The organism is Pontibacter sp. GD7 (assembly GCF_058216375.1).
On record NZ_JBYZMP010000020.1, the window covers coordinates 1 to 24472 of the forward strand.

The window sequence follows — 24472 nt, forward strand, 5'->3', positions numbered from 1 at the left end:
TCCACCCTTGCAGCTTGCTAATCGGCTTCGCCAACTTGCCAATAAGGGACTTGCACCCTCTGGATAATCTGAGTATATTTCTAGAGAAATATGACTCGCGCCATGCTGGGCGCACACAAGATATATAAGCCATACTACGGCTACGCCTCGTTCGCCTTCTATACAAGCCGTGAGGCAGTTTAAAATACAACCCAATAGATGACAATTAACAAACTCAACAAGGACGACAAGCAAGAGGAACTATTAAAATATAGGGACTTGGTATTGGCGACAATTGACTATTTTCTTGATAATAAAATAATGCAAATAAAAACTGCAGACTTTGACTCTGATGAACATTACAAAGGGCTAAAGAAGCAAGCAGAAGAACACTTTCAAAAGGGCAGACTGACTAAACTAAAACAATGGTTTCGTGATTTAACAGAGATGCAAATTGAAACAGGAGATTTAAAGTTTAATAAGTATCTGCAAGAGAAGACAAGATATGACATCGATATTTTTAAATCTTACTATCAAAGGATTGACAAAATAATTGAAAAAGGTAGAATAACTTCCGATAACCAATTTTATGACGTTAATATTATGGTTGACCAACTTTGTCAAACCGAACTAGTTGACGAGGAAAGAGTTGAGGTATTGAATAAACTGTTGGGCGACTATGAACAAAGAAAATCCCGACAGACAAAAAAACCAAACGCATAACCATATATAGCAGTAAGGCTACGACAAATTCCTCGCCATCTGCTATACCACCCAGTTAGCGTGCATATAGAATTGACAATTTATAAAAGCTCACCTTTTCAATGTATTTGTTTGATTATTTAGGAGCTGTTTACTTTTGGCTGTATTTGCTTGCTTTAAGTATAATTAAAGGAAAGTCGTGGCCTTCTTTTTCTGAAGTTGTGAGCGGTAAGGGAAGACATGATGAGGAAAGTTTTGTTGATCTTAATGCATATGGCCTAAAATTAAAAATCGTCGGTGTTGTAGTAACAGGTATACTATTAAAGATATTTACCGAATTATAACATACTGCTCCAACCACAAAGCACAGCCCATACACTCCATGACCATCCGAGAAGCTCATACTTTTGACATCCCAGAAATACAGGTGGTGCGGCACTCTGTTAAGGAAAACATTTTATCAGACCCAAGCCTGGTGAAAGACCAACTCTGCGCCGAATACTTAACAGTTCGTGGTAAAGGATGGGTATGCGAAGTAGATGGCAAACTGACTGGCTTTGCCATAGTTGACCTTAAAGAAAACAATGTGTGGGCGCTTTTTCTCAGACCAGCATACGAAGGGTTTGGCATTGGCAAAAAGCTTCACGACACCATGTTAAACTGGTATTTCGGCCAAAAACAGGAAACCATCTGGCTTAGCACAGAATTCAACACCAGAGCCGAGAAATTTTACCGCAGGCAAGGCTGGCAAACAACAGGTCTGCATGGTCCAGACGAGATCAGGTTTGAGATGACTTATGAAAACTGGCTCAGCAAAAGAGCACACAAAGTATAAACCTTATAGGCGATTTACCCACCCCTAACCCCTCCCAAGAGGGGAATTTAGTTCGTGCATGTAATTTTCCTATCGGTAGTAGGGCCGCTTCAACCTAGTAAATTACACGGAAATAGCTGGGCCTCTGCTCCAGTTAAGTCAGAGACTCAACATTCACTCTAAGACACGAATCTGGAGATTCGCGCCAGAATAAGGTACAACTTAACATCACAATCCTAAAAGGGAGACACTAATCCACAAGTGCTCCCCTCCTGTTTTGGGGGTAGGGGCCCTCGACAAAAGGAGGGGCTGGGGGAGGTAAATCCCCTCTTGAGAGGGGTGCAGGGGTGTTTGTAACTACTGTCAGGTCTTCTACTCGTACCGCAACGACTCAATCGGATCGAGCTTAGATGCTTTGGATGCAGGGTAATAACCCGACAACACACCCACCACTACACAAATCGTGAGCCCTACAAAAACCCAGAGCCATGGCACAATAAATCCGCCTTCCCCGATCAATGAGGCGATGCCGTTACCCATCATAATGCCCAGGAATATACCAACCAGGCCGCCAAGTATACAAATTACAATGGCCTCGATCAGGAATTGCTGCCGAATCTGAAGTGCCGTGGCCCCAAGGGCCTTTCTTACACCTATCTCGCGGGTACGCTCATTAACCGACACCATCATGATGTTCATTAAACCAACCGAGGCGCCCAGTAAGGTAATAAAACCGATGATAAAGCCACCTACCTTCAGGTAACCCGATATCTCGTTCAGGCTCTGCAAAAGCGAGTCGCTTCTTCTTATCTCAAAAGATTCTTCCTGCCCTAAAGGATCCTGCCGCACGTTGCGCATGATACCGGTGGCCTCCCCCATTACATAATCTAGCTCTTCAGGTTTTGGTATAGCGGTTTTGATTGCGTAAGTTAGCTCTGTGCCCCCAACTGTGGGTATCTGCCGCCCTGTTTCCAATGGAATGATAATCCTGCGGTCGCTGCCGCCTCCCATGCTGCTGCCCTTAGACTCCAGTTGCCCAATTACCTTAAACCTGCGGCCCAGCATGGTGATGTACTGCCCATTAGGGTCCTGCTTTTTAAACAGCTTGTTTTTTATCTCACTGCCAATAATAGCCACATTAGAACCAAACTCATGCTCGAAACTAGAGAAACCCCTACCCGACTCCAGTACCAGGTTCTGTGTTTCCAGATAGTACTCGTCGCCGCCAACCACCGAAATGTTGGGATTGGTCTTGTCTGTTTCGCTTTTTACCACTGTGGCCCCCGAAATATTAGCCGATAAGCTAACTTTAGCATTGTCAGACATCAGCTCTTTATACTTGATGGCCTGCTCGTAGGTAATGTTTGGATATACCCTTTCGGTTCTTCCCTGCTGACCTCCCCTGCCGTTAAAGCCTTTTTTGCGTATGTCGAATGAGTTTGCACCTAAACTGGAGAATGTCTGGGTAAGGGAATATTTCATACTATCAACAGCCGTAAGTATACCTACCAATGACATAATGCCGATCGAAACGATCAGTCCGGTAAGTATAGTTCGCAACATGTTGGCATGGATGGCACGTAGGCCTTCCCGTATGTTCTCCAAAAGATTCATGAGTCCGGAAGTTTTTTTGTGCGCTTTTCCCTGATTTGTCGTTAAGTATAAAAAAGCGCTGCTTCTAAGTTAGCGTCTTTCTATGAAATAAGTATCAATTTTATACATTTGGTAATATTTTAAATACGAACCCGATGATTTTCCGTACCACGTTGCTTTTGATCACCCTATTTATACTTTCAGTATCGGCAAAAGCAAGCACCATACTTGTGCCCATGGACGAGGCGCAGAAAGATCATCTGAAATCGTATGGGCTGGCCTATTGGGTGCTAAGCAAAAATGTGCCCGTGGATTGGCTGCTGAACTACAGAGGCGGCAGCTTTGCCTTCAACCACATGCCGCAACTGGAAAATGAGCTGATCATTCGCGGCGTAAGCTACAATGTGATCTCGGATGCGCAGTACAACGGCATCCTGAATCAGATCAGCAACCCGGAAGCCAACATGGACATCATGAAGCTGGAGAAAGTACCGAAAGTTGCCGTATACACCCCTAAATCGAAAATGCCCTGGGATGATGCCGTAACGCTGGTACTGACCTATGCTGAAATACCGTATGACGTAATATATGACGAGGAAATAATGCAAGGCAACCTGCCAAAGTATGACTGGCTACACCTGCACCACGAAGATTTTACAGGCCAATACGGTAAGTTTTACGCCAGTTACCGCCATTACCCCTGGTACCAGGAGCAGCAGCGCGAGGCAGAAGAATCGGCGACAAAACTCGGGTTTAAAAAAGTATCGCAGTTAAAACTGGCTGTGGTAAACAAGATAAAGGAATTTTGTGCCGGCGGCGGTTTTCTGTTTGCCATGTGCTCTGCTACCGATACCTACGATATTGCCCTGGCAGCAGAAGGCGTGGACATAGTAGAAGCCATGTTCGACGGCGACGCGGCAGACCCTAATGCACAAAGTAAACTGGACTACGCTAAAACATTTGCTTTCAAGGACTTTAAGATATCCCGAAACCCGCTAGAGTATGAGTACTCCAACATCGATATGCAGCCACAGGAACGTCGTGTAACGGAGGCAAACGATTACTTTCAGCTGTTTACTTTCTCAGCCAAATGGGACCCCATCCCGACCATGCTAACACAGAACCACGCCAAAACTATTAAGGGTTTTATGGGGCAGACAACTGCCTTCCGTAAATCATTGGTTAAACCGGAAGTAGTGGTGATGGGAGAAAATAATGAATTGGGTGAGATACGCTACATGCACGGCACCTATGGCAAAGGCACCTGGACCTTCTATGGCGGCCACGACCCTGAGGATTACCAGCACCTGGTTGGCGAAGACCCCACCGATCTGGCCCTACATCCAAACTCTCCAGGTTACCGCCTAATCCTGAACAACATCCTCTTCCCGGCAGCTAAAAAGAAAAAACAAAAGACGTGATATAGTTATTGGTTGTTAGTTATTCGTTGTTCGAGAGTAGAGATGCAATAATGGTAATTAGTTGTTAGTTATTCGTTGCTCGTTGCTCTAGAGTTGTAGAGACGCAATATTTTGCGTCTTTTTGCTACGAAGTGGTAGGACTTGCTTGGTTGATCGAGAATCTGTAGAGACGCAATACCTTGCGTCTTGTTTGCTATAATGCTGAGACGCTCACAGGTCTGGAAGACGCTGTGAGGTCCGCCAGGCTGTTTATACTTTTGTATATACATTAACAGGTATCGCTGAAGCGGAAATTTCGCGCTGTTGCTGGCAAGACGCAAGGTATAGCGTCTCTACAATGTCAAAAATAAACGTACTTGCCTGTAGCAAACAAGACGCAAAATATTACGTCTCTACAAATCCAACAACGAATAACCAACAACCAATAACGATAATAAAGTCTCTACGATCGAAAAACGAACAACGATTAACGAACAACGAATATCAATGCATTCTGTCCGGACGTGGCTCCAGGTTGCGGATGATTTCGGCTTCTATCTTAAGCAGTTCTTTAAAGCGGGCATCTACAACTTCAGCAGGCATGTATTCTTTGGCTAGTTTCACGAAGCTTACATAATGGCCAGCTTCCGAAACCATCAGTTCGTAGTAGAACTTCTGCAGCTCCTCATCCTGGATATTTTTCCAGAGCAGTTTAAAGCGTTCGCAGCTGCGGGCCTCTATCAGGGCGTTTACAAGCAGGTGGTCCATTAGCTGGCGTTCGCGTTTGTCGCCTTTGCGGATGTGCTTGCTAAGCTGCACCACGTACTCGTCGGGGCGGTTACGGCCAAGGCCAAAACCACGCTTCTTCAGCTGCTCCAGTACGCGCTCAAAATGGCTCCATTCCTCGGCAACAAGATCAGTAAGCTCATCAACCAGCTTCGTTTTGTCGGGGTACTTCACTATAAGCGATATGGCAGAGGTCGCAGCTTTTTGCTCACAGTACGCGTGGTCTACCAGTATCTCTTCTATATTCTTCTCCGCAATATTCACCCACCTCGGGTCAGTAGGCAACTCCAGGCGAAGTATGGTTTTATTTGGTTGTAACTCAGACATAGTTGTATGTTGAATTGTTGAATGGTTGAATGGTTAAATTGTTGAATGGTTAAATTGTTGTTTGTATAAACCTAGATATTTTAATCCTCAGGTTATCACCGATCCAAAACAAGTACAGTTCCTAAAGCTTCACAGATCCACTAAAACCATTTAACAATTAAGCTTAAGCTTATTAATCAAAAAACATCCATTTAATGCCGAAAATGAAGCTGCGGCGCATGCCTGGGTAGTATGGGGTAACAAAGTAACCCGGCTCCCACAGTCCGTCGTTTACGTGGCTCATTTTCAGGAATACGTTCAGGGTTTTGATATCGGCATTGATAAAGACATCAATTACCGGGTAAGTTCTCAACTCGAAGTTGTTTTGCAGGTAGAACTGCTGTGTAACCGGCATGTAAGCATCCGCAAAATAACCGGTTGGCATATACGCTTGCACACCAAATTGTCCGTACAAGGCCTTCTTGAAAATAAAGCCCTGGTAGTATAACTTGGAGTCGATTACCCATTCTGGAATTCTAATTTTTGAGGCCTCATCGGTGTTGGTGTAGGCAGCAAAATTCTCGAAGTGTACCGGGCCAAAGTTTATGTGATGTTGGATATTTGCTCCCCAGAAACGCTGATTGCCGCTTAACTGCTCCGGTGCCGCCTGCTCGTTAAAGAAGATATAACGCTTGATGTTGGTATAATTTGCACCCAGCTTCACGTATTGCCTGTCTCCTATCTTACCCGCAAACCCAACTTCAGACCTGTCGATCACGGAGCTGTTAAAATTGTCGTTATCCCATCGGAAGTGGTTGCTGATCATAAACTCCTCCACCAGTGATGGTGAACGCAGCACACGCTCCTGCGAGGCATAAAAACCAGCGAGTTTGCCCTGGGCTTTCACACGGTAATCATTCGATATCTGGAACTCTCCGTCTACTTGCAACTCGACTTTATTCTCATAAAACAGGCGCAACTCACCACCCACAAACAGTTGGTTAAAAGCAGCGTCTTCACTTCGCCTTAACTCTGTTCTGGCTGCATTTCGTCGCACAAAGTCAAGCACGCTGTATTCCACGCTGGCATAACGGTATTTTAAATAAGCCTTGTAAAAAGAGATACTGCTGTTACCGGTAAACCCAAACTGATTTTGCACCTCAGAGTAGATCGTTCTGTCGGCTGTTCTAACACCGGTAAACAAGGTGTCCGGGTAAAACACCAGTCTGCTTGGTTCGCCATTAAACGTAAAGGAGTTATCGGAATACTCATCTGCCTGGCGGTACCAGTTGGTTGTGTTGTATAGCTTCAGGTTCTCGCCGGCAAGTTTGTAGATATTTGTCAGGTGCAGGCCGTTTCTCGACTCTTCCGTGGAGGCTTGTTGCAGGTTAATTTGCTCCCGCTCGTAGTCAAAAAGATCTTCAAACGAATCACTTGGGGCAGGCTGAATGCCGCCAGTTTCGATCTGCTCCACCTTCATGAAAGTATAGTTGAAGAACAGATCATACTTTTTGTTCTCGGAAGTATAGTGCGAGAAAGCCTTTACAGCCTGGTTGTCTATAAGACCCTCTCTACGCTGGGCCCCTAGCTGCTTGTTGGCAGAAAGTATGCGGTAGGCCACCCCTGCATTCCAGCGCGGGGTAATGTTACGGGCATAGATGCCTTCAAATACCTGCTCACCGCGCTGCCCCTGCACATAGTATAAATGCGAGTACGGCGAACGTGTATCGAAATAGTTGATAGTCTCAGGATCATAGGCATACCTGTCGAACACGTTTTTACCAAGCCTTACGCCAATTTTGCGTGGGATTCTGAAGAAAAGCGGTTTGGCAGCAGTACCCACATTGCCTAAATGCTGAAAATAAGCTGTGTCGTTGTACCAGAAACGCTCGTTGTGCATGTTTGTAATAGCCGTATCGATGCGGCTACGCTGCAAACGCCCTTCCAGCACATCGCGTTCGTAAAGCTGAAGCGTGGTTTTAGGGCTAAAAACAACTTTAGTCGTATCATCAATGATCTGCGCAGTAGCAACGCGGCCTGTCAACAGACAGCTTACAAGTATAAATCCGGCGAGTAACTTAATTTTCACAGTTCAAAATTAGTGATTTTAGCATAACAAGCATGCTACATCATTTTACTTAATGGGAAATGTAAAGCCTGAACGGCAGATACGATCTTAATATTCCAGCATTTGCCTCACATGGTCGAGTACCAGGTTGTCAAAAACAGCGGCGTATTTTATAAAGGAAACCTCAATGGGCAGGTAGAATAATGGCAGTGATTCTGTGACAGAGATTAGGGTTGGCGCTGCAAGTTTAACGGCATCTTTACTGGTGGTTATTATGCTGATTTCATTTGACTTATACTTTGCAGTAAAATCCTTTACTTCAAGCAGATCCTGGGTAGTATAATGATGGTGGTCCGGAAAAGTGAAGCTTTTTACAAGTTCGTAACCTGCCTGCCTCAGGTAGTCCTGTATCGGTTTGGGATTGGCGATGCCGGTAAGTAAAATAACTTTTTTAGTAACCTCCGTGGTTTCACCTATACGGACAGGATTGCCATACTTAAACGTGGAAAAAAATACGGGAGTGCCAGGTTTCGTATACTTTCTGATGCTGGAAGTATACTTTGCGATGGCGGTTTCGCTTAACTGCGCCGGACACTTGCTCACCACCACGGCATCTGCACGTTTGGCTCCATCTCTACTTTCGCGCAGCAAACCGGCCGGAAGTATAAAATCCTTAAAAAACGGACGTCCATAGTCTGTCAGCATGATCATCAGGGAAGGCTTAATGGCCCTGTGCTGCATGGCATCGTCCAGGATCACCACTTCTGTCTCAGGTCTCAGTTGTTTTAGGCGCTGCACACCCTCTACCCTTTTCTCGCACACAGCAACTGCAACATTGCCAAAGTCCTGGTGATACTGGTACGGCTCATCCCCAAGCTGTTGAGCTGTGGAAGTGGAGTCCGCAAGTATAAATCCGGTTGTCTGCCGCTTATAGCCCCGGCTTAATGTGGCAATTTTATACTTTTGGAGCAGGCGGAGCAAATACGCTACGTGCGGCGTTTTGCCCGTACCACCCACCGTCAGGTTGCCAACGGCAATAACTGGCAAGTCGAAAGCCGTGGCCGAAAGTATACTTTTATTGTATAGAAAATTGCGAAAGCCCGTAACAGCACCGTAAAGCAGCGAGAATGGCCAGAGCAGTAATTTCAGATATTTCACCATATCATTTTAGCTAAAGCAAAATTAGGATTAATTTTAAAGCCACACGCCAAAAAGAAATCGAAACTATGATCACAAGTATAAAAGACGTTACCAACCACCTGGAGCAACTGGCCCCGCTAAGTTACCAGGAAGGTTACGATAATGCCGGCCTGCTTACCGGTAACCCCGACGACGAAGTTCGGGCCGTGCTGATTGCCCTGGATTGTACTGAGGAGGTGGTGGACGATGCCATCAGCAAGGGCTGTAACCTGATCGTGGCACACCATCCCATTATCTTTAAAGGGCTAAAGTCGCTTACGGGTAAGAATTATGTGGAGCGCACAATCATCAAAGCCATCCAAAACAACATAGCCATTTACGCCAGCCACACAAACCTCGATAGCGTTGTAAATGGCGTAAACACCAAGATCGCCACAAAATTAGGCCTGCAAAAACAAAGGATACTGGTAAACAAACCACAAACCCTGATGCAGTTGGTAACCTTTGTACCCACAGAAAACACCGAGGCGGTTCTGGCGGGATTGCATGAAGCAGGCGCAGGCAACATTGGCGAATACAGTAACTGTAGTTTCCAGGTACAGGGCACCGGCAGGTTTCTGCCATCAAATAATGCCAACCCTAAAATTGGTGAGTGCGGTAAGCCTGAGCAGGTGCAAGAGAACCGGATAGAAGTAATTTTTCCGGCCTACCTGCAAGGCAAAGTATTGTCGGCACTTAAAGCGGCTCACCCTTACGAGGAAGTGGCGCATTACCTGTACAATCTCGAAAACCAGAACCAGGAGGTGGGCATCGGCGTGATCGGCGAACTGGAACAGGAACTAAGCGAGGCAGACTTTCTGGCTTACCTGAAAGAAAAGATGGAATTACAGGGACTGCGATATACTTCAGTGGGTAATAAAAATATAAAACACGTGGCTGTTTGTGGCGGCTCAGGCAGCTTTTTAATAAAAGACGCTTTACTCCAAGGCGCTGATGCACTGGTTACAGGCGATGTAAAATACCACGAGTTCTTCGATGCTGAGGGCCGTATGATGATCGCCGATATTGGCCATTACGAAAGCGAGGTATTTACAAAGGAGATTTTTTATGATACTATTTCCAAAAAGTTTACTAATTTTGCAGTCTATTTAACGAACGTAAACACAAACCCTGTCAGATACACTTTTTAATACATGGAAAGTACTGTAGCCAGTAAATTGGAAGCTTTACTTAAGCTTCAGAGCATCGATTCGCAGCTTGATGAGATTAGACGCGTTAGAGGTGACTTACCCGAAGAGGTTCAGGACCTGGAAGATGAGATTGAAGGCTATGAAGTGAGGGTTCGTAAGTTTGATGATGAGATTGCCGCATTAAACGATTCTATCGCGCAGCGCAAGCAGTCTATCAAAGACGCAGAAGGTCTTATCCGCAAGTATGAGGATCAGCAGCAGAATGTTCGCAACAACCGCGAGTACGATGCCATCACAAAAGAGATCGAACTTCAAAAACTGGAGATCCAGATCGCTGAAAAGAAGATAAAAGAGGCTCACTACCAGATCGAGCAGAAAAACAATGATATCGAAGGAACGAAGCACCGCCTTGATGAGCGCCGCAAAGACCTTGATAACAAAAAGCACGAACTGGAGCAGATCGTTTCTGAGAGCGAAGAAGAAGAAAACAAGCTGGAGCAGGAGCGCAAAGAAGCCGCCTCTAACATCGAGGACCGTTTGCTTAGCGCCTACACACGTATCCGTAAGAACGTGCGCAACGGCCTGGCAGTAGTTACTGTGAAGCGTGATGCATGTGGTGGTTGCTTCAACACCGTACCTCCTCAGCGTCAGGCTGACATTGCAGCACAGAAGAAAGTGATCGTATGTGAGCACTGCGGCCGTATTCTGGCTGGTGTTGAGCAGCGTGTATACTAACTAGTACCTTGAGCGTAAAACGCTTGCATATAATTTTAAAAAGGATGGCTCAACCCCATCCTTTTTTTTTGGCGCTTTGCGTGGTCCTGCTTTGCACCTTGCCCCTTCGTGCCCTCTCCGTTTATAATAAAACCACCCTGCATGCGCACCAGGAACTGCTAAAGCTAAAAGTAGATGCCGGAAGGCAGTATGCAAACCAGGAACTGCTCGCTAACCCCAACAACGCCGCCGCCCTGCTTGTCGCCAACTACGCCGACTTCCTGACGATCTGCATAGAACAGGACCCTGCTATGTTCGATGCCTTGATCCAAAGCCAGGAGAAAAGGCTAAGCCGCCTGGAAAACCTTAAAGAGAACACGCCCTGGAAAACCTATGCGCAGGCAGAAGTGAGAATGCAGCTAGGCATATGTAAGCTTTTGTTCGGCAATAAATTAGCAGCAGCCTGGGATATACGCCAGGCCTACCTTATTTATACTTCTGTGGCTAAACGTCACCCCGATTTTATACCCAACAAAAAAACGCTGGGCATGCTGCAGGTGCTTATCGGGTCGGTTCCGGATAACTACAAATGGTTTCTGAACATCATCGGGATGAAGGGAAGTATAAAAACAGGACTGGCCAACCTTAAGATCGCAGCTACACAAAGTAACCCGTTTCAGGCAGAGGCACAGGCCATGTATGCCATTACCCTGCACCTTGCAGACCAGAAACAGGAACAGCAGGCCATTAAAATCATTGAAAGCCTGACACAGCAGCACCCCGACAACCTGCTCTTTAGTTTTGCGGCCATGCACATGCTCAAGAAAACCAAACACGGCGAACAGGCGCTGAGGCATTTCAGTAACAGACCTACAGGCAACGAGTACCTTACTTTCCCATACCTGCAGCACATGGCCGCCGACCTCTACCTGTACCGCGGCGACTACGACAGATCGGTGGCGCACAACCAGGCATTTCTGAAACAGCACAACGGAAAACACTACCTGAAAGCAGCCCATTTTAAACTGCATCTGGCTTATTTGCTCAGTAACCATCAGCCGCAATCGCTTTGGTACTACAATAAAATCAGCGAGGTGGGCACCGATGAGATTGAAGAAGACAAGTATGCGGCAAAGTATACTTTGAAACAAGAAAAGCCCGTAAAACCGCTGCTGTTGGCCAGGCTGCAGTCGGATGGCGGGTATTACCTAGAAGCGCTCAGGTCGCTTAACCTGCTGGATACAACTCCGGTTTCACAGGCTGTGCAGGCTGAGTATACTTACCGGAAAGCGCGCGTTTACCATGGTTTGCAGGACACCGTGCAGGCAGTTAAGTTCTACAAAAATACTATTGCGGTATGTGGCGACAGCAATTTATACTTTGCCCCGCATGCGGCCTTGCAGTTAGGCTATCTTTACAAAGAGCAAAAGCAGGAATCGCTGGCCAAAGTATACTTTAAGAAAGCCATGAGTTACCGCGACCACGAATACAAGAACAGTATCGATGCGAAGGCGAAACTGGCACTCGCATCCTTATAGTAGTTTTACCAAGATGTTTACCACTACCATACAGGCAAACAAAATTCCCGTAACGCTGGAGGAATTCAGGTTAAAGGCGCTGGCATGGGCCGACCAGCACCCTTTGGTGGCATATTACAACCCGAACAACATCACTTACCCCCACAGTGGCTTTGAGCACCTTTTGGCTGTGTCTTCTGGCAAAAGCATTGAGATTGACCAGTTTGATGTGCTGCAAAGTATAAGGCAACAGCTGTCGCAACCACATGACCTTATCTGCGGTTTCCTGACGTATGATCTGAAGAACCAGGTAGAAAAACTCAGCAGTCAAAACGCGGACGTCATAGGTTTTCCAGTGGCAGCCTTCTTCCACCCAGAGGTATACTTATACTTTAACAATGGCAGCATAAGCATAAGCAGTTCAGGCATAAAACCAGAGGTTATACTTCAAGCCATACTTGCCACACCTGCCCCGGAAAGCTACCGCAAAGCGCCCCTGCAGATACAGCAGAAAGTATCCAGGGAAAAGTATAAAGCCAATGTGGAGAAGATCAAAGATCACATTCTGGAAGGCGATGTGTATGAGCTGAATTACTGCATGGAGTTTTATGCAGAAGATGCCGCTGTTGAACCCTTGCCCCTATACCTTGCTTTAAACACGGCTTCCCCCACTCCATTCTCCGGTTACCTGAAGTATAACGACCGTTACCTGATGTGCGCCTCGCCGGAGCGTTTTCTGAAAAAGGAAGGAACTAAGCTTATCTCGCAACCGATAAAAGGCACCATTCGCCGGGGCAATACACCAGAAGAGGATGCACAGCTACAGCACCAGCTACGGCATGACGAAAAGGAACTGGCAGAAAATATGATGATCGTGGACCTTGTGCGCAACGACCTGAGCCGCTCCTGCGCCATCGGAACCGTGCAGGTGGAGGAAATGTTCGGCATATACGGTTTCAGGCAGGTATCGCAGATGATCTCTACTGTAACCGGCGAACTTAAACCTGAAAATGACCTGGTAGACGCGTTGGCCGGCACCTTCCCGATGGGCAGCATGACCGGAGCACCCAAGATTAGCGCCATGCAGCTGATAGAAGACCTGGAAGACACCAAAAGAGGCTTATACTCCGGAACGTTTGGCTACATTACACCGGAAAACGACTGCGACTTTAACGTCGTGATCCGAAGTATCCAATACAATGCCACCACTAAATATCTGAATTTCATGGTAGGCAGCGCCATTACATATGATTCAGACCCGGAGAAGGAATATGAAGAGTGCTTGCTAAAAGCTAAGGCCATACTTAAAGTGTTGAATTTTGAATGAGTGGTTGAGTGAATGATTGAATAAAAGGGTTTAATACGAATTAACAATCTGACAATTAAACCATTTAGCAATAGTTACTCACTCGTTCACACATTCACTCACACAAAATTGATTAAAGCTGCCATTCTGTCACGGTTTTGAAGAGATTATAGTATATTTGCAGCAGTAAACGATTTAGCATGGATCCGATAGTAGATTTAGATTTTATAGATAGCCGCACGCCAGAAGAAGCTGCAGCTTGTGATACCACCCACATTACCCAGGAAACGCATACCGGCAAAAGCCGAAAACTATACATAGAGAGCTATGGTTGTGCCATGAATTTCTCTGACAGTGAGATCGTATCGTCGATCATGTTCGAGAACGGCTTCGACACTACCTCCGACATTGCACAGGCAGACCTTGTTTTCCTGAACACCTGCTCTATCCGTGAGAAGGCGGAGCAGACGGTACGCAATCGCCTGGGCCAGATCAACTACTTCAAAAAGAAGAAGCCGGATATGATGATTGGCGTGCTGGGCTGTATGGCGGAGCGTCTGAAAAAATCGCTGCTGGAGGAAGAAAAAATCGTTGACCTTGTGGTTGGACCGGACGCATACCGCGACCTGCCAAACCTGATAAACGAAGTAGACGGTGGCCAGAAAGCGGTTAACGTGTTGCTTTCGCGTGAAGAAACCTACGCAGACATCAACCCAATCCGTTTGAACAGCAACGGGGTAAGTGCCTTTATCTCCATCATGCGTGGTTGCGACAACATGTGCTCTTTCTGCGTGGTACCATTTACCCGTGGCCGTGAGCGTAGCCGCGATGCGCACTCTATCGTGCGTGAGGCGCAGGCTCTCGTTGACCAGGGCTATAAGGAGGTTACACTGCTGGGCCAGAACGTAGACTCGTACAAGTGGGCTTCTGAGGACGGTACAGAAAACGTGAACTTCGCGCAACTGCTAGAGATGGTAGCATTGGTGTCTCCGGAACTGCGCGTTCGCTTCTCCACTTCGCACCCGAAAGATATTACAGATGAGGTGTTGTATACTATAAAAAAGTATGACAACATCTGTAAATACATACACCTGCCAGTGCAAAGCGGTAACTCCAGAGTATTGGAGCTAATGAACCGTACTTATGACCGTGCGTGGTATATTAACCGTGTGGATGCAATCAGAGCCATACTTGGCGAGGACTGCGCCATTTCATCTGATATGATCGCTGGTTTCTGTACTGAAACGGAGGAAGAGCACCAGGATACGCTTACCCTGATGGATTACGTGCAGTACGACTATTCGTACATGTTCTTCTACTCTGAGCGCCCAGGCACACTGGCAGCCAGAAAACTGGTGGATGACATTCCGCTGGAGGTGAAGAAGCGTCGCCTGGATGAGATCATAAACAAGCAGCGCGAAACCTCGCTTAACCGCAATAAGCGCGATATAGGCAAGGTGCATAAAGTGCTGGTAGAAGGCACATCCAAGAAATCAGACGAGCAACTTAGCGGCCGCAATGACCAGAACAAAGTAGTGATCTTCGATAAGAAGCATTACAAAAAAGGCGACTACGTAAACGTGCTGGTACACGATTGCAGCGTAGGAACCCTGTTCGGGGAGGCGGTAGATTAATGTGTTAATTGTTTAATTTAATAATGTGCTGATCGAGTTACTTACTTTAATATTTAGGCACATTACTGAAATTAACACATCAGCACATTAAACACATTAACACATTAAATAACATGCGCAACATCGATATACAAAGTATAAAGCAGCGTTTTGGCATAATTGGCAACTCACCCTTGCTAAACCATGCCATACAGGTGGCGGCACAGGTGGCCCCTACCGAAATGACGGTGCTTATTACCGGTGAGAGCGGCAGTGGCAAAGAGTCGTTCTCCAAGATCATCCATCAGCTGAGCCCGCGCAAGCACGGCCAGTTTATTGCCATCAACTGCGGCGCCATACCAGAAGGCACCATCGACTCCGAGTTATTCGGCCATGAGAAGGGTTCTTTTACCGGGGCCACCGAAACACGTAAAGGATATTTTGAGGTAACGGATGGCGGTACCATTTTCCTGGATGAGATCGGCGAAATGCCACTTGGCACGCAGGCCCGCCTGCTGCGCGTACTGGAAAACGGCGAGTTTATCAAGGTAGGCTCATCCAAGGTTCAGAAGACAGATGTGCGTGTAGTGGCAGCTACCAACGTAAACCTGCTGCATGCTGTCGAGAAAGGTCGCTTCAGAGAGGATTTATACTATCGCCTGAACACGGTTCCGATCACAGTTCCCCCGCTTCGTGAGCGTGGCGACGACATTTACCTGCTCTTCCGGAAGTTTGCCGCAGATTTTTCGGAGAAGTATAAAGTTAAGCCGATAACACTGACACCCGATGCCGTACAGGAACTGCTAGCATTCAGATTTCCGGGCAACATCCGTCAGCTAAAGAATATTGTAGAGCAAATCTCGGTATTAGAGTATGACCGTGAGATCGACGCAAATAAACTGAGGCATTACCTGCCCCGCGAGCAAAGCAACCTGCCAGCTGTCCTAAGCAAAGAAGCCTCCTCATCGGAGCAGCACTTTTCTGAGCGCGACATACTTTACAAAGTGTTGTTCGACATGCGCCGGGATGTTTCTGAGCTGAAAAAACTGGTGTTCGAGATCATGACAAACCAGCATAACGAGCAGGAGCTGATCAAAGAGCACGGTCACCTGTTTGATGGCATCGAAACCGTAAACGGCAGAACAACCTACCAGCATCAGGAACCACAGCCCCAGGACGCCTTCTATCTTCCGGTTAAGCAGTCGCAGTACCAGGATTATGAAGAACAAAAAGTGGAGGACATTCCGCACGAAACAGAAGAAGAAAGCCTATCTTTAGAGGATAAAGAAAAAGAACTTATACTTAAAGCCCTGAAAAAGCACAACAACAAACGTAAGTATGCCGCTCAGGACCTGGGAATATCAGAAAGGACACTATACCGCAAACTAAAGCAGTATGACATTGAGGATTAGACAAAAAGCATGGTTGTTGTTATTGCCTGTACTGGTACTGGTATGCAACAGCTGCGGCATATATTCTTTCTCCGGGGCTACCTTGCCACCGGATGTGCGCACCATTTCCATTCAAAACTTTGAGAACAGTACCGGTGAGGGCCCTGCAAATCTTACCCAGCTGGTTACCAATAACTTTAAAACATTTTTCCAGCGCAACTCTAACCTGAACATAGTGCAGCGTGACGGAGATTTGCAATTGGAAGGACAGATTGTTAGTTTTACTTATACTCCTGCCGCCATTCAGCGTGAAGGTGTAAACGATATTGCTGGCTTGAACAGGCTTACACTGGGTATACAAGTGCGTTTCACTAATGCAAAGAGCCCTGATAAAAACTTTGACAGACTTTTCAGCATCTCACAGGATTTCCAGCAAGGGCGTGATGTTACACAGATCTCCCCGTCCGAAATCGACGCCATGACAGAACGCCTGGTGGTAGATGTTTTTAATAAAACTGTAGCAGACTGGTAGTTGCATACTATCACATAAAGTATCACTAACATTAAATGAACAAATCAGCTTTTCTTAAACTGATAAAACAGGTAGCGAACATCTCCGACCAGCAAACAGAAGAGCTGGAGAAGGTGGCCGCCACTTTTCCCTATTGCCAGACTGCCCATTTACTCCTAGCCAAATCTGCCTACGACAAAGGAAGTATGCTTTCCACGCAGCGTTTGCGCAAAGCATCCTCCTACGCCACTGATCGACAGCTTTTAAAACGTATTATTTATACTTCCACGGCGGCAGAGCCAGTATTTGAAGAAACAAAGCCTGCTGAAGTAGAAGCACAGAGCCCTCCTGCCCTGACCGAACAAACAATACCGGCCACTATACAGGATGAAGTAATACCAGAGCAGGTGACTGAAACCCCTGAATCAACTCCGTTTCTGGAAGAGGTGGCTGCAGAAGAAATTCCGGAAGAAGCAGTAACCCTTGAGACCGTTGAAATTGAAGCGGAGCCAGTAGCTGAACCTGTGCTGGCTGAAGAACAGGCACCGGAACCTCAGGACGAAGCGCAGCAAAGTATAGATTCGGAGCTTGCAATGTTGCTTACAATAAACAGCCTTAGTTCTTCTTTTACAGATTTGCTGGCCCAAAGACCCGACCCGGATCCGATTGCCGAGCAAAATGCCGAAGAAACTGAAACGGCTGTTTCAAACCACTTTCCCGAAACCGAAGAAGCGCTTGAGGTTCTGCAGGACGAGCCAGCTGTCATCAGGAATGCTGAAACAGAACTGGAAACCGACACGCCTGATGAGGATGCTGCGGAGGCAGAGATCAACTATACGTTAGATGAGATTGAGCGCCTGTATGCCGACGATGCCCTGGGTTACTGGATGTGCTCCAGCCGCATGGGTGAAGTGCTGCAAGTGAAGGACGAGTATACCCGACAGCGCCCTATTGGCTTCCACCCGGAGCTTATACTGGAGTACAGCAAGACGCATGAGCTTGAGAAAACAGCGCAAATATCGCAGCCTGACCTTAGCCAGCAACAAGACCTGATAGATCAGTTTCTGAAGCTTAATCCGAAGCTGAAGACCATGAACAACATCAAACTTAAGCCTGAGCCTCAGGAGGATCTGTCGCTGAAGAGTACCAAGATAAAGAAAGGAATGGCCTCCGAAAGCCTTGCCAACATCTTCATAAAACAAGGCAAGATCAAAAAAGCCATTAAAATATATGAGCAACTCATTTTGAAAAATCCGGAAAAAAAGAGTTACTTTGCTGAACAGATAGAAAAATTACAAAACGTAAGCTAATATGTACATCGCCCTTATCAGTATTATTGTATTCATTTGCGTGCTGCTTATTTTGGTTGTGTTGGCTCAGAATCCTAAAGGAGGCGGACTTTCAAGCCAGTTTGGCGGTAGCACCAGCCAGCTAATGGGTGTAAAGCGCACCGGAGACCTGCTGGAGAAACTAACCTGGGGCTTTGCCATAGCACTTGTGGTTCTAACACTGGGTACACACATGATGGTTGGCTCTGCAAACGAAGGAGACTCAATCAGAAGCATCAACGAAGAGCGTGCACGTCAGTCTAACATGCCGGCTACGCCATCTACGCTGCCAGGCACATCTGCTGATACAACAGCCGCTATACCTGGTGCCGCTGAGATACCAGCCATGATCGACACTGCAACTGAATAGAAAAAAGCTATTCCAGCATATACAAAGCCGGCTGATTGAGCCGGCTTTGCTTTTTTATACCATTTGCAATTAGTGTACTACCATCCGGGGTAGGTCGCACCACGTAGGCCTGTCAGTTTTTTTCTGTGGCCATACTTTATACTTCCTGAACTTAACGGCTGATATCCCGTATGCTAATGCCGTTGCACCGCCATCTAAAAGCAATCTCTGTCAGCCTGGTTCGCAAAAAAGTTCCCAAAGTCTGCCAAATTTTCCCTTACTGTCAGAAATGACAGCCACAAAAACTGAAAATATGGCCTGAAATGGCAGTATTAAGGCATTGGCACAGGAAATGATAGTACTCCACCGGTTATAAATCAAAACTTTAAACCATAAAAACTAAATAACATAACAAACTATGTCAATCAGCATTAAACCATTAGCAGACAGAGTAATTGTTGCTCCTGCTGCAGCAGAGGAAAAAACAAAGTCTGGTATCATCATTCCTGATACTGCTAAAGAGAAGCCGCAGCGTGGTGAGGTAGTAGCCGTTGGCGAGGGTAAAGTATCTGAGCAAGGTTCTTTAATGAAGCCGCAGGTTAAAGTTGGCGACCAGGTGTTGTATGGCAAGTACGCAGGTACTGAGATATCAGTAGACGGTAGCGATTACCTGATCATGCGCGAGTCTGATATTCTGGCGGTACTTTAATTCTAAATCCATTTTAAATATATTATCTAACTAGATATAACTATGGCTAAAAACATCACATTTGATGCCGACGCTCGTCACAAGATCAAGTCTGGCGTTGACAAACTGGCAAATGCTGTAAAAGTTACGTTAGGCCCTAAAGGCCGCAATGTTATCATCGACAAGAAGTTCGGTGCCCCTACTATCACAAAAGACGGTGTTTCTGTTGCGAAAGAGATCGAGCTGAAAGACGCTATCGAGAACATGGGTGCCCAGCTGGTGAAAGAGGTTGCCTCTAAAACTGCTGACCAGGCTGGTGACGGTACTACTACTGCCACTGTACTTGCACAGGCTATCTATACTGCCGGTATCAAGAACGTAGCCGCTGGTGCCAACCCAATGGACCTGAAGCGTGGTATCGACAAGGCGGTTCACGTTGTTGTTGAGAACCTGCGTGCTCAGTCTAAGAAGATCGAGAACTCTTCTGAGATCTCTCAGGTAGGTACAATCTCTGCCAACAACGATGCTGAGATCGGTAAAATGATCGCTGACGCAATGGACAAAGTTGGTAAAGACGGTGTAATCACTGTTGAAGAGGCAAAAGGCACTGAGACTGAGGTGAAGACTGTAGAAGGTATGCAGTTTGACCGTGGTTACCTGTCTCCATACTTCGTTACTAACGCGGAGAAAATGGAAGCTGAATTCGACAACCCTTACATCCTGATCTACGACAAGAAGGTTTCTACCATGAAGGAGCTTCTTCCTGTGCTTGAGCAAGTTGTTCAGACTGGTAAAGGCTTAGTGATTGTAGCTGAGGACGTAGACGGCGAGGCGCTTGCTACACTTGTAGTAAACAAACTGCGTGGCTCCCTGAAGATTGCAGCTGTGAAGGCTCCTGGCTTCGGCGACAGAAGAAAAGCAATGCTGGAGGATATCGCTATCCTGACTGGCGGTACTGTGATCTCAGAAGAGCGCGGTTACAAACTGGAAAACGCTAACCTTGACTACCTAGGTCAGGCTGAGAAAGTGATCATCGACAAAGACAACACTACCATCGTGAACGGTGCTGGCTCTAAAGATGACATCGTAGCTCGCGTAAACCAGATCAAAGCGCAGATGGAAACTACAACATCTGACTATGACAAAGAGAAGCTTCAGGAGCGTTTAGCGAAGCTTTCTGGCGGTGTGGCTATTCTTTACATCGGTGCTTCTACTGAAGTTGAGATGAAAGAGAAGAAAGACCGTGTAGATGACGCATTACACGCAACTCGCGCTGCTGTTGAGGAAGGTATCGTAGCTGGTGGTGGCGTTGCCCTTATCCGTGCTATCGAAGCGCTTAACAACGTTGACGTTGACAACGCAGACCAGCAGACAGGTGTACAGATCATCAAAACTGCACTGGAGGCTCCGCTTAGAACAATTGTTGCCAATGCTGGTGGCGAAGGTTCTGTAGTGGTTCAGGCTGTACGCGAAGGCAAGTCTGACTATGGTTACAATGCCCGCGAAGACAAGTATGAGAACATGTTTGCAGCTGGTATCATCGACCCAACTAAGGTAACGCGTCTTGCTCTTGAGAACGCTGCTTCTATCTCTGGCTTGCTTCTTACTACAGAGTGTGTAGTGTCTGAGGAGCCTTCTGAGGAAGCTGCTCCAATGGGCGGCGGCATGCCAGGTGGCATGGGCGGCATGGGCGGCATGATGTAATCAGATATCCCATACTATAAATAAGTAAAGCCCTTGTACCATACGGTGCAAGGGCTTTTGCTTTTAGCTTATACCTGCGCTATAGATCTTTTATTTTTATCGTAATGTCATGTGGCGCTACTTCATCGCCTCCAAAGTATGGGTATAACTGGTAGCCTGAACCAGTATTACTGCAGGCCCTTGGCATACTTACCGTAACCCCATTCACAGTAAAAATATACTGGTTGCCACTCAATAGCAATTCATACTTATAGGCTTTATTTAAATCCACTGTAGTCATCAGTTTGGAATAACGCACACCATTCGCATACACATAGGCTAAAACCTGTAAGCTGTTATTGTACCACCGCCAGCCAAAGCGCGCACTGTTTGTGTGGTGGGTACTGCCACAATCGGCCATGCCATAGAGTTTGTTTATGTCCAGTTGGTTATCCGGGTTGATACTTGTGTAGATGGCAGAGTTATCAAATACAGCCTCGAAAACCATTGAATTAGTGCGAAGGCTTTTAAACGGACTGCTGGTGCTGTGCTGTCCTTTCTTGATAACATAGGTAGTATAGCTTGTGTTTTTGCGCTTAGCCTCCTGCGACCCTGATGCGGTTAATGCTTCTTCTTTTGTCTGTTTTGTTGCAGGTGCCAACTCTTGTTGCTCATGCTTCTCACAAGAGGCAAGTATAAACAATGCCCCGCACAGCAACAGGGCTTTACAATAGTATAGATTAGTTCTCATATGTGTGATAGATTTGGAGGTGACTTCCTTTACAACATATCACTATACGAGCCTACATAATTTTACGGCAATTTATTTACGGAATTATACCATTTAATTACAACAGTTCTCTTATACTAATTCGGATATCGTGTGGTGCCACTTCGTCGCCGCCAAAGTATGGGTACAGCTGGTAGGCGTCTGTGTTGCCATTGCAACCCCTGGGTAAGGTAACCTGCTTCTCCCCTGCTTTAAACGTATACTTGCCATTCTCCAGCAGAAGCTCACAAACCAAGGGCTTGCCTAGTGCTGCCAATGCTAGAAACTCGGACTTTCGGCTGCCACCCTGGTAAGTATAAGCATGCAGCTCCAACCTGTTGCTGTTCCATCGCCAGCCAAAGCGGGCACTGTTTACCTGGTGGTGGGTGGAACAGTCGGACAGGCCGTAAAGCTTGTTTATATCGAACTGGTTTTCGGGTTTAGCGGAAGTATAAACAGCCGAACTGTCGAAGGTAACTTCGAAGCGCAGTTTTTGGGTATTTACCAACTTAAAACTGCTGTTAGACGAAGCGTGGGCGCCTTTCGGGATAACATAAACTACAGCAACCGGCTCTGGTGTGGCTTCAATCTCTGAAATATCGGTTGCTTCTGACAGCGATTGACAGGCAGCAAGAAAAGCAAAAAGCGAAAGCGAAGCCATTAAGCGGCCACTCTTCCTGAAATAAGTAAACATGGTAAAAGGGTAAAACTATGAAATAGGCAAAAACTTAAGTTACTAACTGGTTAATTCATAGTTTTATGGAGAAGGCTAAGTATAGCAAAACTACAAAATTTATTGTGCAAAAAAAGCCCCGGACTTTCATCCGGGGCTTAAATTTTTTATGTAAAAGAGAGTAGCTAAACTATACTTTCAAACTACATCTCTTCGGCGTTATTAGTGAATACCGTGCATCCACTTACGCATTAACGGAGTCAGCAATAAAGCTAAAACAGCGAATCCGAATGCCACATAGGCGATCTGCTCAAATACACCGGTGTATACTAAAAGCGACTCCATGCCTGACACCTCTGCCTCGCCGCTGCCGCTAACAGATGTTAACTTGGCGATGATACCTGCAATGTGGTGTGCAAATGAAGATGAAAGGAACCAGATACCCATGATAAAGGCTACGATCTTCTTAGGAGACAACTCTGTCACCTTAGAAAGGCCCACCGGCGAAATGAACAACTCACCGGTTGTGATGAACAGGTAACCCAGGATCAGGAACCAGATAGAAACACGGCCATCAGCATCAGCGAAGTTGGCGCTCCAGGCAAACACCAGGAAGCCTAAACCTAACTGCGCAATGCCCAATGCAAACTTAACCGGCGTGAAAGGGTTAATTCCTTTTCTGGAGAAGAACAGCCACATAGCTGAGAACGGAAGCGCAAACAACACGATAAAGAACGGGTTGATCGAGTTTGTCTGTGCCGCATTCATGAATGTCAGGTTTACGTTACGCTCGGCAAATAATGTAAGCGAAGAACCAGCCTGCTCGAAGAAAGACCAGAAAACCGTGATAAAGAACGTAAGCAGGATAACTACGATCAGGCGCTCACGCTCTACTTTGTCTACTTTAACGAGGTTATAGATCAGAACCAGTGCAATTATAGGCAACAGCACATAATACATGGCGTAGTCGATCAGGTGACCGTCAAAGTTTGTAGACCCTATGCCAGGCAGCTCCAGAATACCGTTGAAAAGCAGGATGCCGAAGATCGGCAGGGAAAGTACAGAAAGTATAGTTACCCATGCCCCCTTAGGTATACCGGCTACGCGCTCTTTAAGAGCCACAGGGTTTGGCGGCAAGCCATTGTCCCCGAAAACGCCGCTGCGGGCACCGTTCCAGAACATCAGCAGGCCAATTACCATACCTACACCGGCAGCGCCGAAGCCGTAGTGCCAGCCATAAGTATAGCCTAACCAACCGCAAACAAGCGGAGCCAGCATGGCGCCGATGTTAATGCCCATGTAAAAGATAGTGAAGCCGGCATCGCGTCTGGCATCGCCCTGCTTGTAAAGCGTACCAACCAGCGTTGAAATATTTGGCTTAAAGAAACCGTTACCCGCAATCAGGAGGGCCAGAGCGCCATAAAAGAACACAGGGTGCTCTACAGCAAGCGCAAAGTGACCGATCGCCATAAGCACGGCACCCAGCATAATGGCCTTACGGTAACCTAACAGCTTATCGGCCACCATACCACCAATTACCGGAGTGGCATAAACTAAGGCACCATAAGCTGCGTAAATACCAAATGCGACACTGTCACTAAATAAAAGGTCGTTAACCATGTATAATACCAACAAGGCACGCATACCATAGAAGCTGAAGCGCTCCCATAATTCTGCGAAGAACAGATAGAACAGTCCTTTCGGATGTCCAAACATTTCAGGCCCTGTTGGGTCAGCACCAATCGGAGCTGCATGCTCCGTTATTTTATCGGTGACGGTATGCTCTCTTAAAGACATAGATGTGATTTAGATAGTTGTTTTAATAATGTTGAGTTTACACAGAAGGTAAATATATCAGTTTAAAAGCACATCGGCAAATATTTTACGCTTCACCATAACATTGAATAAAGACCCGGCAATAATTGTATTGCACAATATTAAGGATTAACATT

General features: G+C 46.4%; 22 protein-coding genes. 15 read left to right on the forward strand and 7 right to left on the reverse strand.

The window, feature by feature from the left end:
* Positions 1 to 198: 198 nt before the first annotated feature.
* The 3 genes from AC4BAP_RS19065 to AC4BAP_RS19075 all read left to right on the forward strand — a co-directional run bounded on the left by AC4BAP_RS19065 (position 199) and on the right by AC4BAP_RS19075 (position 1516).
* The gene (locus tag AC4BAP_RS19065; protein ID WP_490584276.1) at positions 199 to 702 is read left to right on the forward strand and encodes a hypothetical protein; all 504 of its coding nucleotides are present in this window, start codon (positions 199 to 201) and stop codon (positions 700 to 702) included.
* A gap of 101 nt (positions 703 to 803) precedes the next feature.
* On the forward strand, positions 804 to 1025 hold the full coding sequence (locus tag AC4BAP_RS19070) for a hypothetical protein (protein ID WP_490584277.1): 222 nt from the start codon (positions 804 to 806) through the stop codon (positions 1023 to 1025).
* Positions 1026 to 1063: 38 nt separating this feature from the next.
* The gene (locus AC4BAP_RS19075; RefSeq protein WP_490584278.1) at positions 1064 to 1516 is read left to right on the forward strand and encodes a GNAT family N-acetyltransferase; all 453 of its coding nucleotides are present in this window, start codon (positions 1064 to 1066) and stop codon (positions 1514 to 1516) included.
* Positions 1517 to 1867: 351 nt separating this feature from the next.
* On the opposite strand, the gene AC4BAP_RS19080 is transcribed toward AC4BAP_RS19075, so the two are convergent.
* Complete coding sequence (locus AC4BAP_RS19080) at positions 1868 to 3109, reverse strand: ABC transporter permease (protein ID WP_490584279.1); 1242 nt, start codon at positions 3107 to 3109, stop codon at positions 1868 to 1870.
* 134 nt (positions 3110 to 3243) lie between these two features.
* Between AC4BAP_RS19080 and AC4BAP_RS19085 the strand changes: the two genes are divergently transcribed.
* Positions 3244 to 4509 carry an asparagine synthetase B gene (locus AC4BAP_RS19085; RefSeq protein ID WP_490584280.1) on the forward strand — a complete coding sequence of 422 codons (1266 nt, stop codon included), beginning with the start codon at positions 3244 to 3246 and terminating at the stop codon, positions 4507 to 4509.
* A 483-nt stretch (positions 4510 to 4992) separates the two neighbouring features.
* Here AC4BAP_RS19085 and AC4BAP_RS19090 read toward each other — a convergent pair whose 3' ends face one another.
* The 3 genes from AC4BAP_RS19090 to lpxK form a co-directional block, all read right to left on the reverse strand.
* Entirely contained in the window at positions 4993 to 5601 is a 609-nt protein-coding gene (locus AC4BAP_RS19090) for a MiaE family protein (RefSeq protein WP_490584281.1), read from the reverse strand.
* Between the two features lie 172 nt (positions 5602 to 5773).
* Positions 5774 to 7669, reverse strand: a complete 1896-nt coding sequence (locus AC4BAP_RS19095; RefSeq protein ID WP_490584282.1) for a putative porin — start codon at positions 7667 to 7669, stop codon at positions 5774 to 5776.
* Positions 7670 to 7756: 87 nt separating this feature from the next.
* Complete coding sequence (gene lpxK / locus AC4BAP_RS19100; RefSeq protein ID WP_490584283.1) at positions 7757 to 8809, reverse strand: tetraacyldisaccharide 4'-kinase; 1053 nt, start codon at positions 8807 to 8809, stop codon at positions 7757 to 7759.
* A gap of 65 nt (positions 8810 to 8874) precedes the next feature.
* On the opposite strand from lpxK, the gene AC4BAP_RS19105 reads away from it, so the two are divergent.
* From AC4BAP_RS19105 to groL, 11 genes are all read left to right on the forward strand, one after another.
* A complete protein-coding gene (locus AC4BAP_RS19105; RefSeq protein ID WP_490584284.1) occupies positions 8875 to 9978 on the forward strand; it encodes a Nif3-like dinuclear metal center hexameric protein in 1104 nt (367 codons plus the stop codon).
* A 3-nt stretch (positions 9979 to 9981) separates the two neighbouring features.
* Positions 9982 to 10713: a zinc ribbon domain-containing protein gene (locus AC4BAP_RS19110; RefSeq protein ID WP_490584285.1), complete on the forward strand. Its 732-nt coding sequence runs from the start codon at positions 9982 to 9984 to the stop codon at positions 10711 to 10713.
* Positions 10714 to 10757: 44 nt separating this feature from the next.
* Positions 10758 to 12230 carry a tetratricopeptide repeat protein gene (locus tag AC4BAP_RS19115; RefSeq protein WP_490584286.1) on the forward strand — a complete coding sequence of 491 codons (1473 nt, stop codon included), beginning with the start codon at positions 10758 to 10760 and terminating at the stop codon, positions 12228 to 12230.
* 13 nt (positions 12231 to 12243) lie between these two features.
* On the forward strand, positions 12244 to 13536 hold the full coding sequence (locus AC4BAP_RS19120) for an anthranilate synthase component I family protein (RefSeq protein ID WP_490584287.1): 1293 nt from the start codon (positions 12244 to 12246) through the stop codon (positions 13534 to 13536).
* A 179-nt stretch (positions 13537 to 13715) separates the two neighbouring features.
* Entirely contained in the window at positions 13716 to 15149 is a 1434-nt protein-coding gene (gene miaB, locus AC4BAP_RS19125; protein ID WP_490584288.1) for a tRNA (N6-isopentenyl adenosine(37)-C2)-methylthiotransferase MiaB, read from the forward strand.
* A 113-nt stretch (positions 15150 to 15262) separates the two neighbouring features.
* Complete coding sequence (locus tag AC4BAP_RS19130; protein WP_490584289.1) at positions 15263 to 16540, forward strand: sigma-54 interaction domain-containing protein; 1278 nt, start codon at positions 15263 to 15265, stop codon at positions 16538 to 16540.
* The gene (lptE, locus tag AC4BAP_RS19135) at positions 16524 to 17051 is read left to right on the forward strand and encodes an LPS assembly lipoprotein LptE (RefSeq protein ID WP_490584290.1); all 528 of its coding nucleotides are present in this window, start codon (positions 16524 to 16526) and stop codon (positions 17049 to 17051) included. The genes AC4BAP_RS19130 and lptE overlap by 17 nt, the downstream gene beginning before the upstream one ends.
* Positions 17052 to 17086: 35 nt before the next feature.
* The gene (locus tag AC4BAP_RS19140) at positions 17087 to 18340 is read left to right on the forward strand and encodes a DUF8458 domain-containing protein (protein WP_490584291.1); all 1254 of its coding nucleotides are present in this window, start codon (positions 17087 to 17089) and stop codon (positions 18338 to 18340) included.
* 1 nt (position 18341) lies between these two features.
* On the forward strand, positions 18342 to 18728 hold the full coding sequence (secG, locus tag AC4BAP_RS19145; RefSeq protein ID WP_490584292.1) for a preprotein translocase subunit SecG: 387 nt from the start codon (positions 18342 to 18344) through the stop codon (positions 18726 to 18728).
* A 397-nt stretch (positions 18729 to 19125) separates the two neighbouring features.
* Positions 19126 to 19416 (forward strand): co-chaperone GroES, encoded by a 291-nt coding sequence (gene groES / locus AC4BAP_RS19150; RefSeq protein ID WP_340408461.1) that lies wholly within the window; start codon positions 19126 to 19128, stop codon positions 19414 to 19416.
* Between the two features lie 42 nt (positions 19417 to 19458).
* Positions 19459 to 21099, forward strand: coding sequence for a chaperonin GroEL (groL, locus tag AC4BAP_RS19155; RefSeq protein ID WP_490584293.1), 1641 nt, complete (start codon positions 19459 to 19461; stop codon positions 21097 to 21099).
* A 79-nt stretch (positions 21100 to 21178) separates the two neighbouring features.
* On the opposite strand, the gene AC4BAP_RS19160 is transcribed toward groL, so the two are convergent.
* The 3 genes from AC4BAP_RS19160 to AC4BAP_RS19170 all read right to left on the reverse strand — a co-directional run bounded on the left by AC4BAP_RS19160 (position 21179) and on the right by AC4BAP_RS19170 (position 24317).
* A complete protein-coding gene (locus AC4BAP_RS19160; protein WP_490584294.1) occupies positions 21179 to 21829 on the reverse strand; it encodes a hypothetical protein in 651 nt (216 codons plus the stop codon).
* A 97-nt stretch (positions 21830 to 21926) separates the two neighbouring features.
* Positions 21927 to 22541 (reverse strand): hypothetical protein, encoded by a 615-nt coding sequence (locus AC4BAP_RS19165; RefSeq protein ID WP_490584295.1) that lies wholly within the window; start codon positions 22539 to 22541, stop codon positions 21927 to 21929.
* Between the two features lie 201 nt (positions 22542 to 22742).
* Positions 22743 to 24317, reverse strand: coding sequence for a peptide MFS transporter (locus AC4BAP_RS19170; RefSeq protein ID WP_490584296.1), 1575 nt, complete (start codon positions 24315 to 24317; stop codon positions 22743 to 22745).
* Positions 24318 to 24472 lie beyond the last annotated feature (155 nt).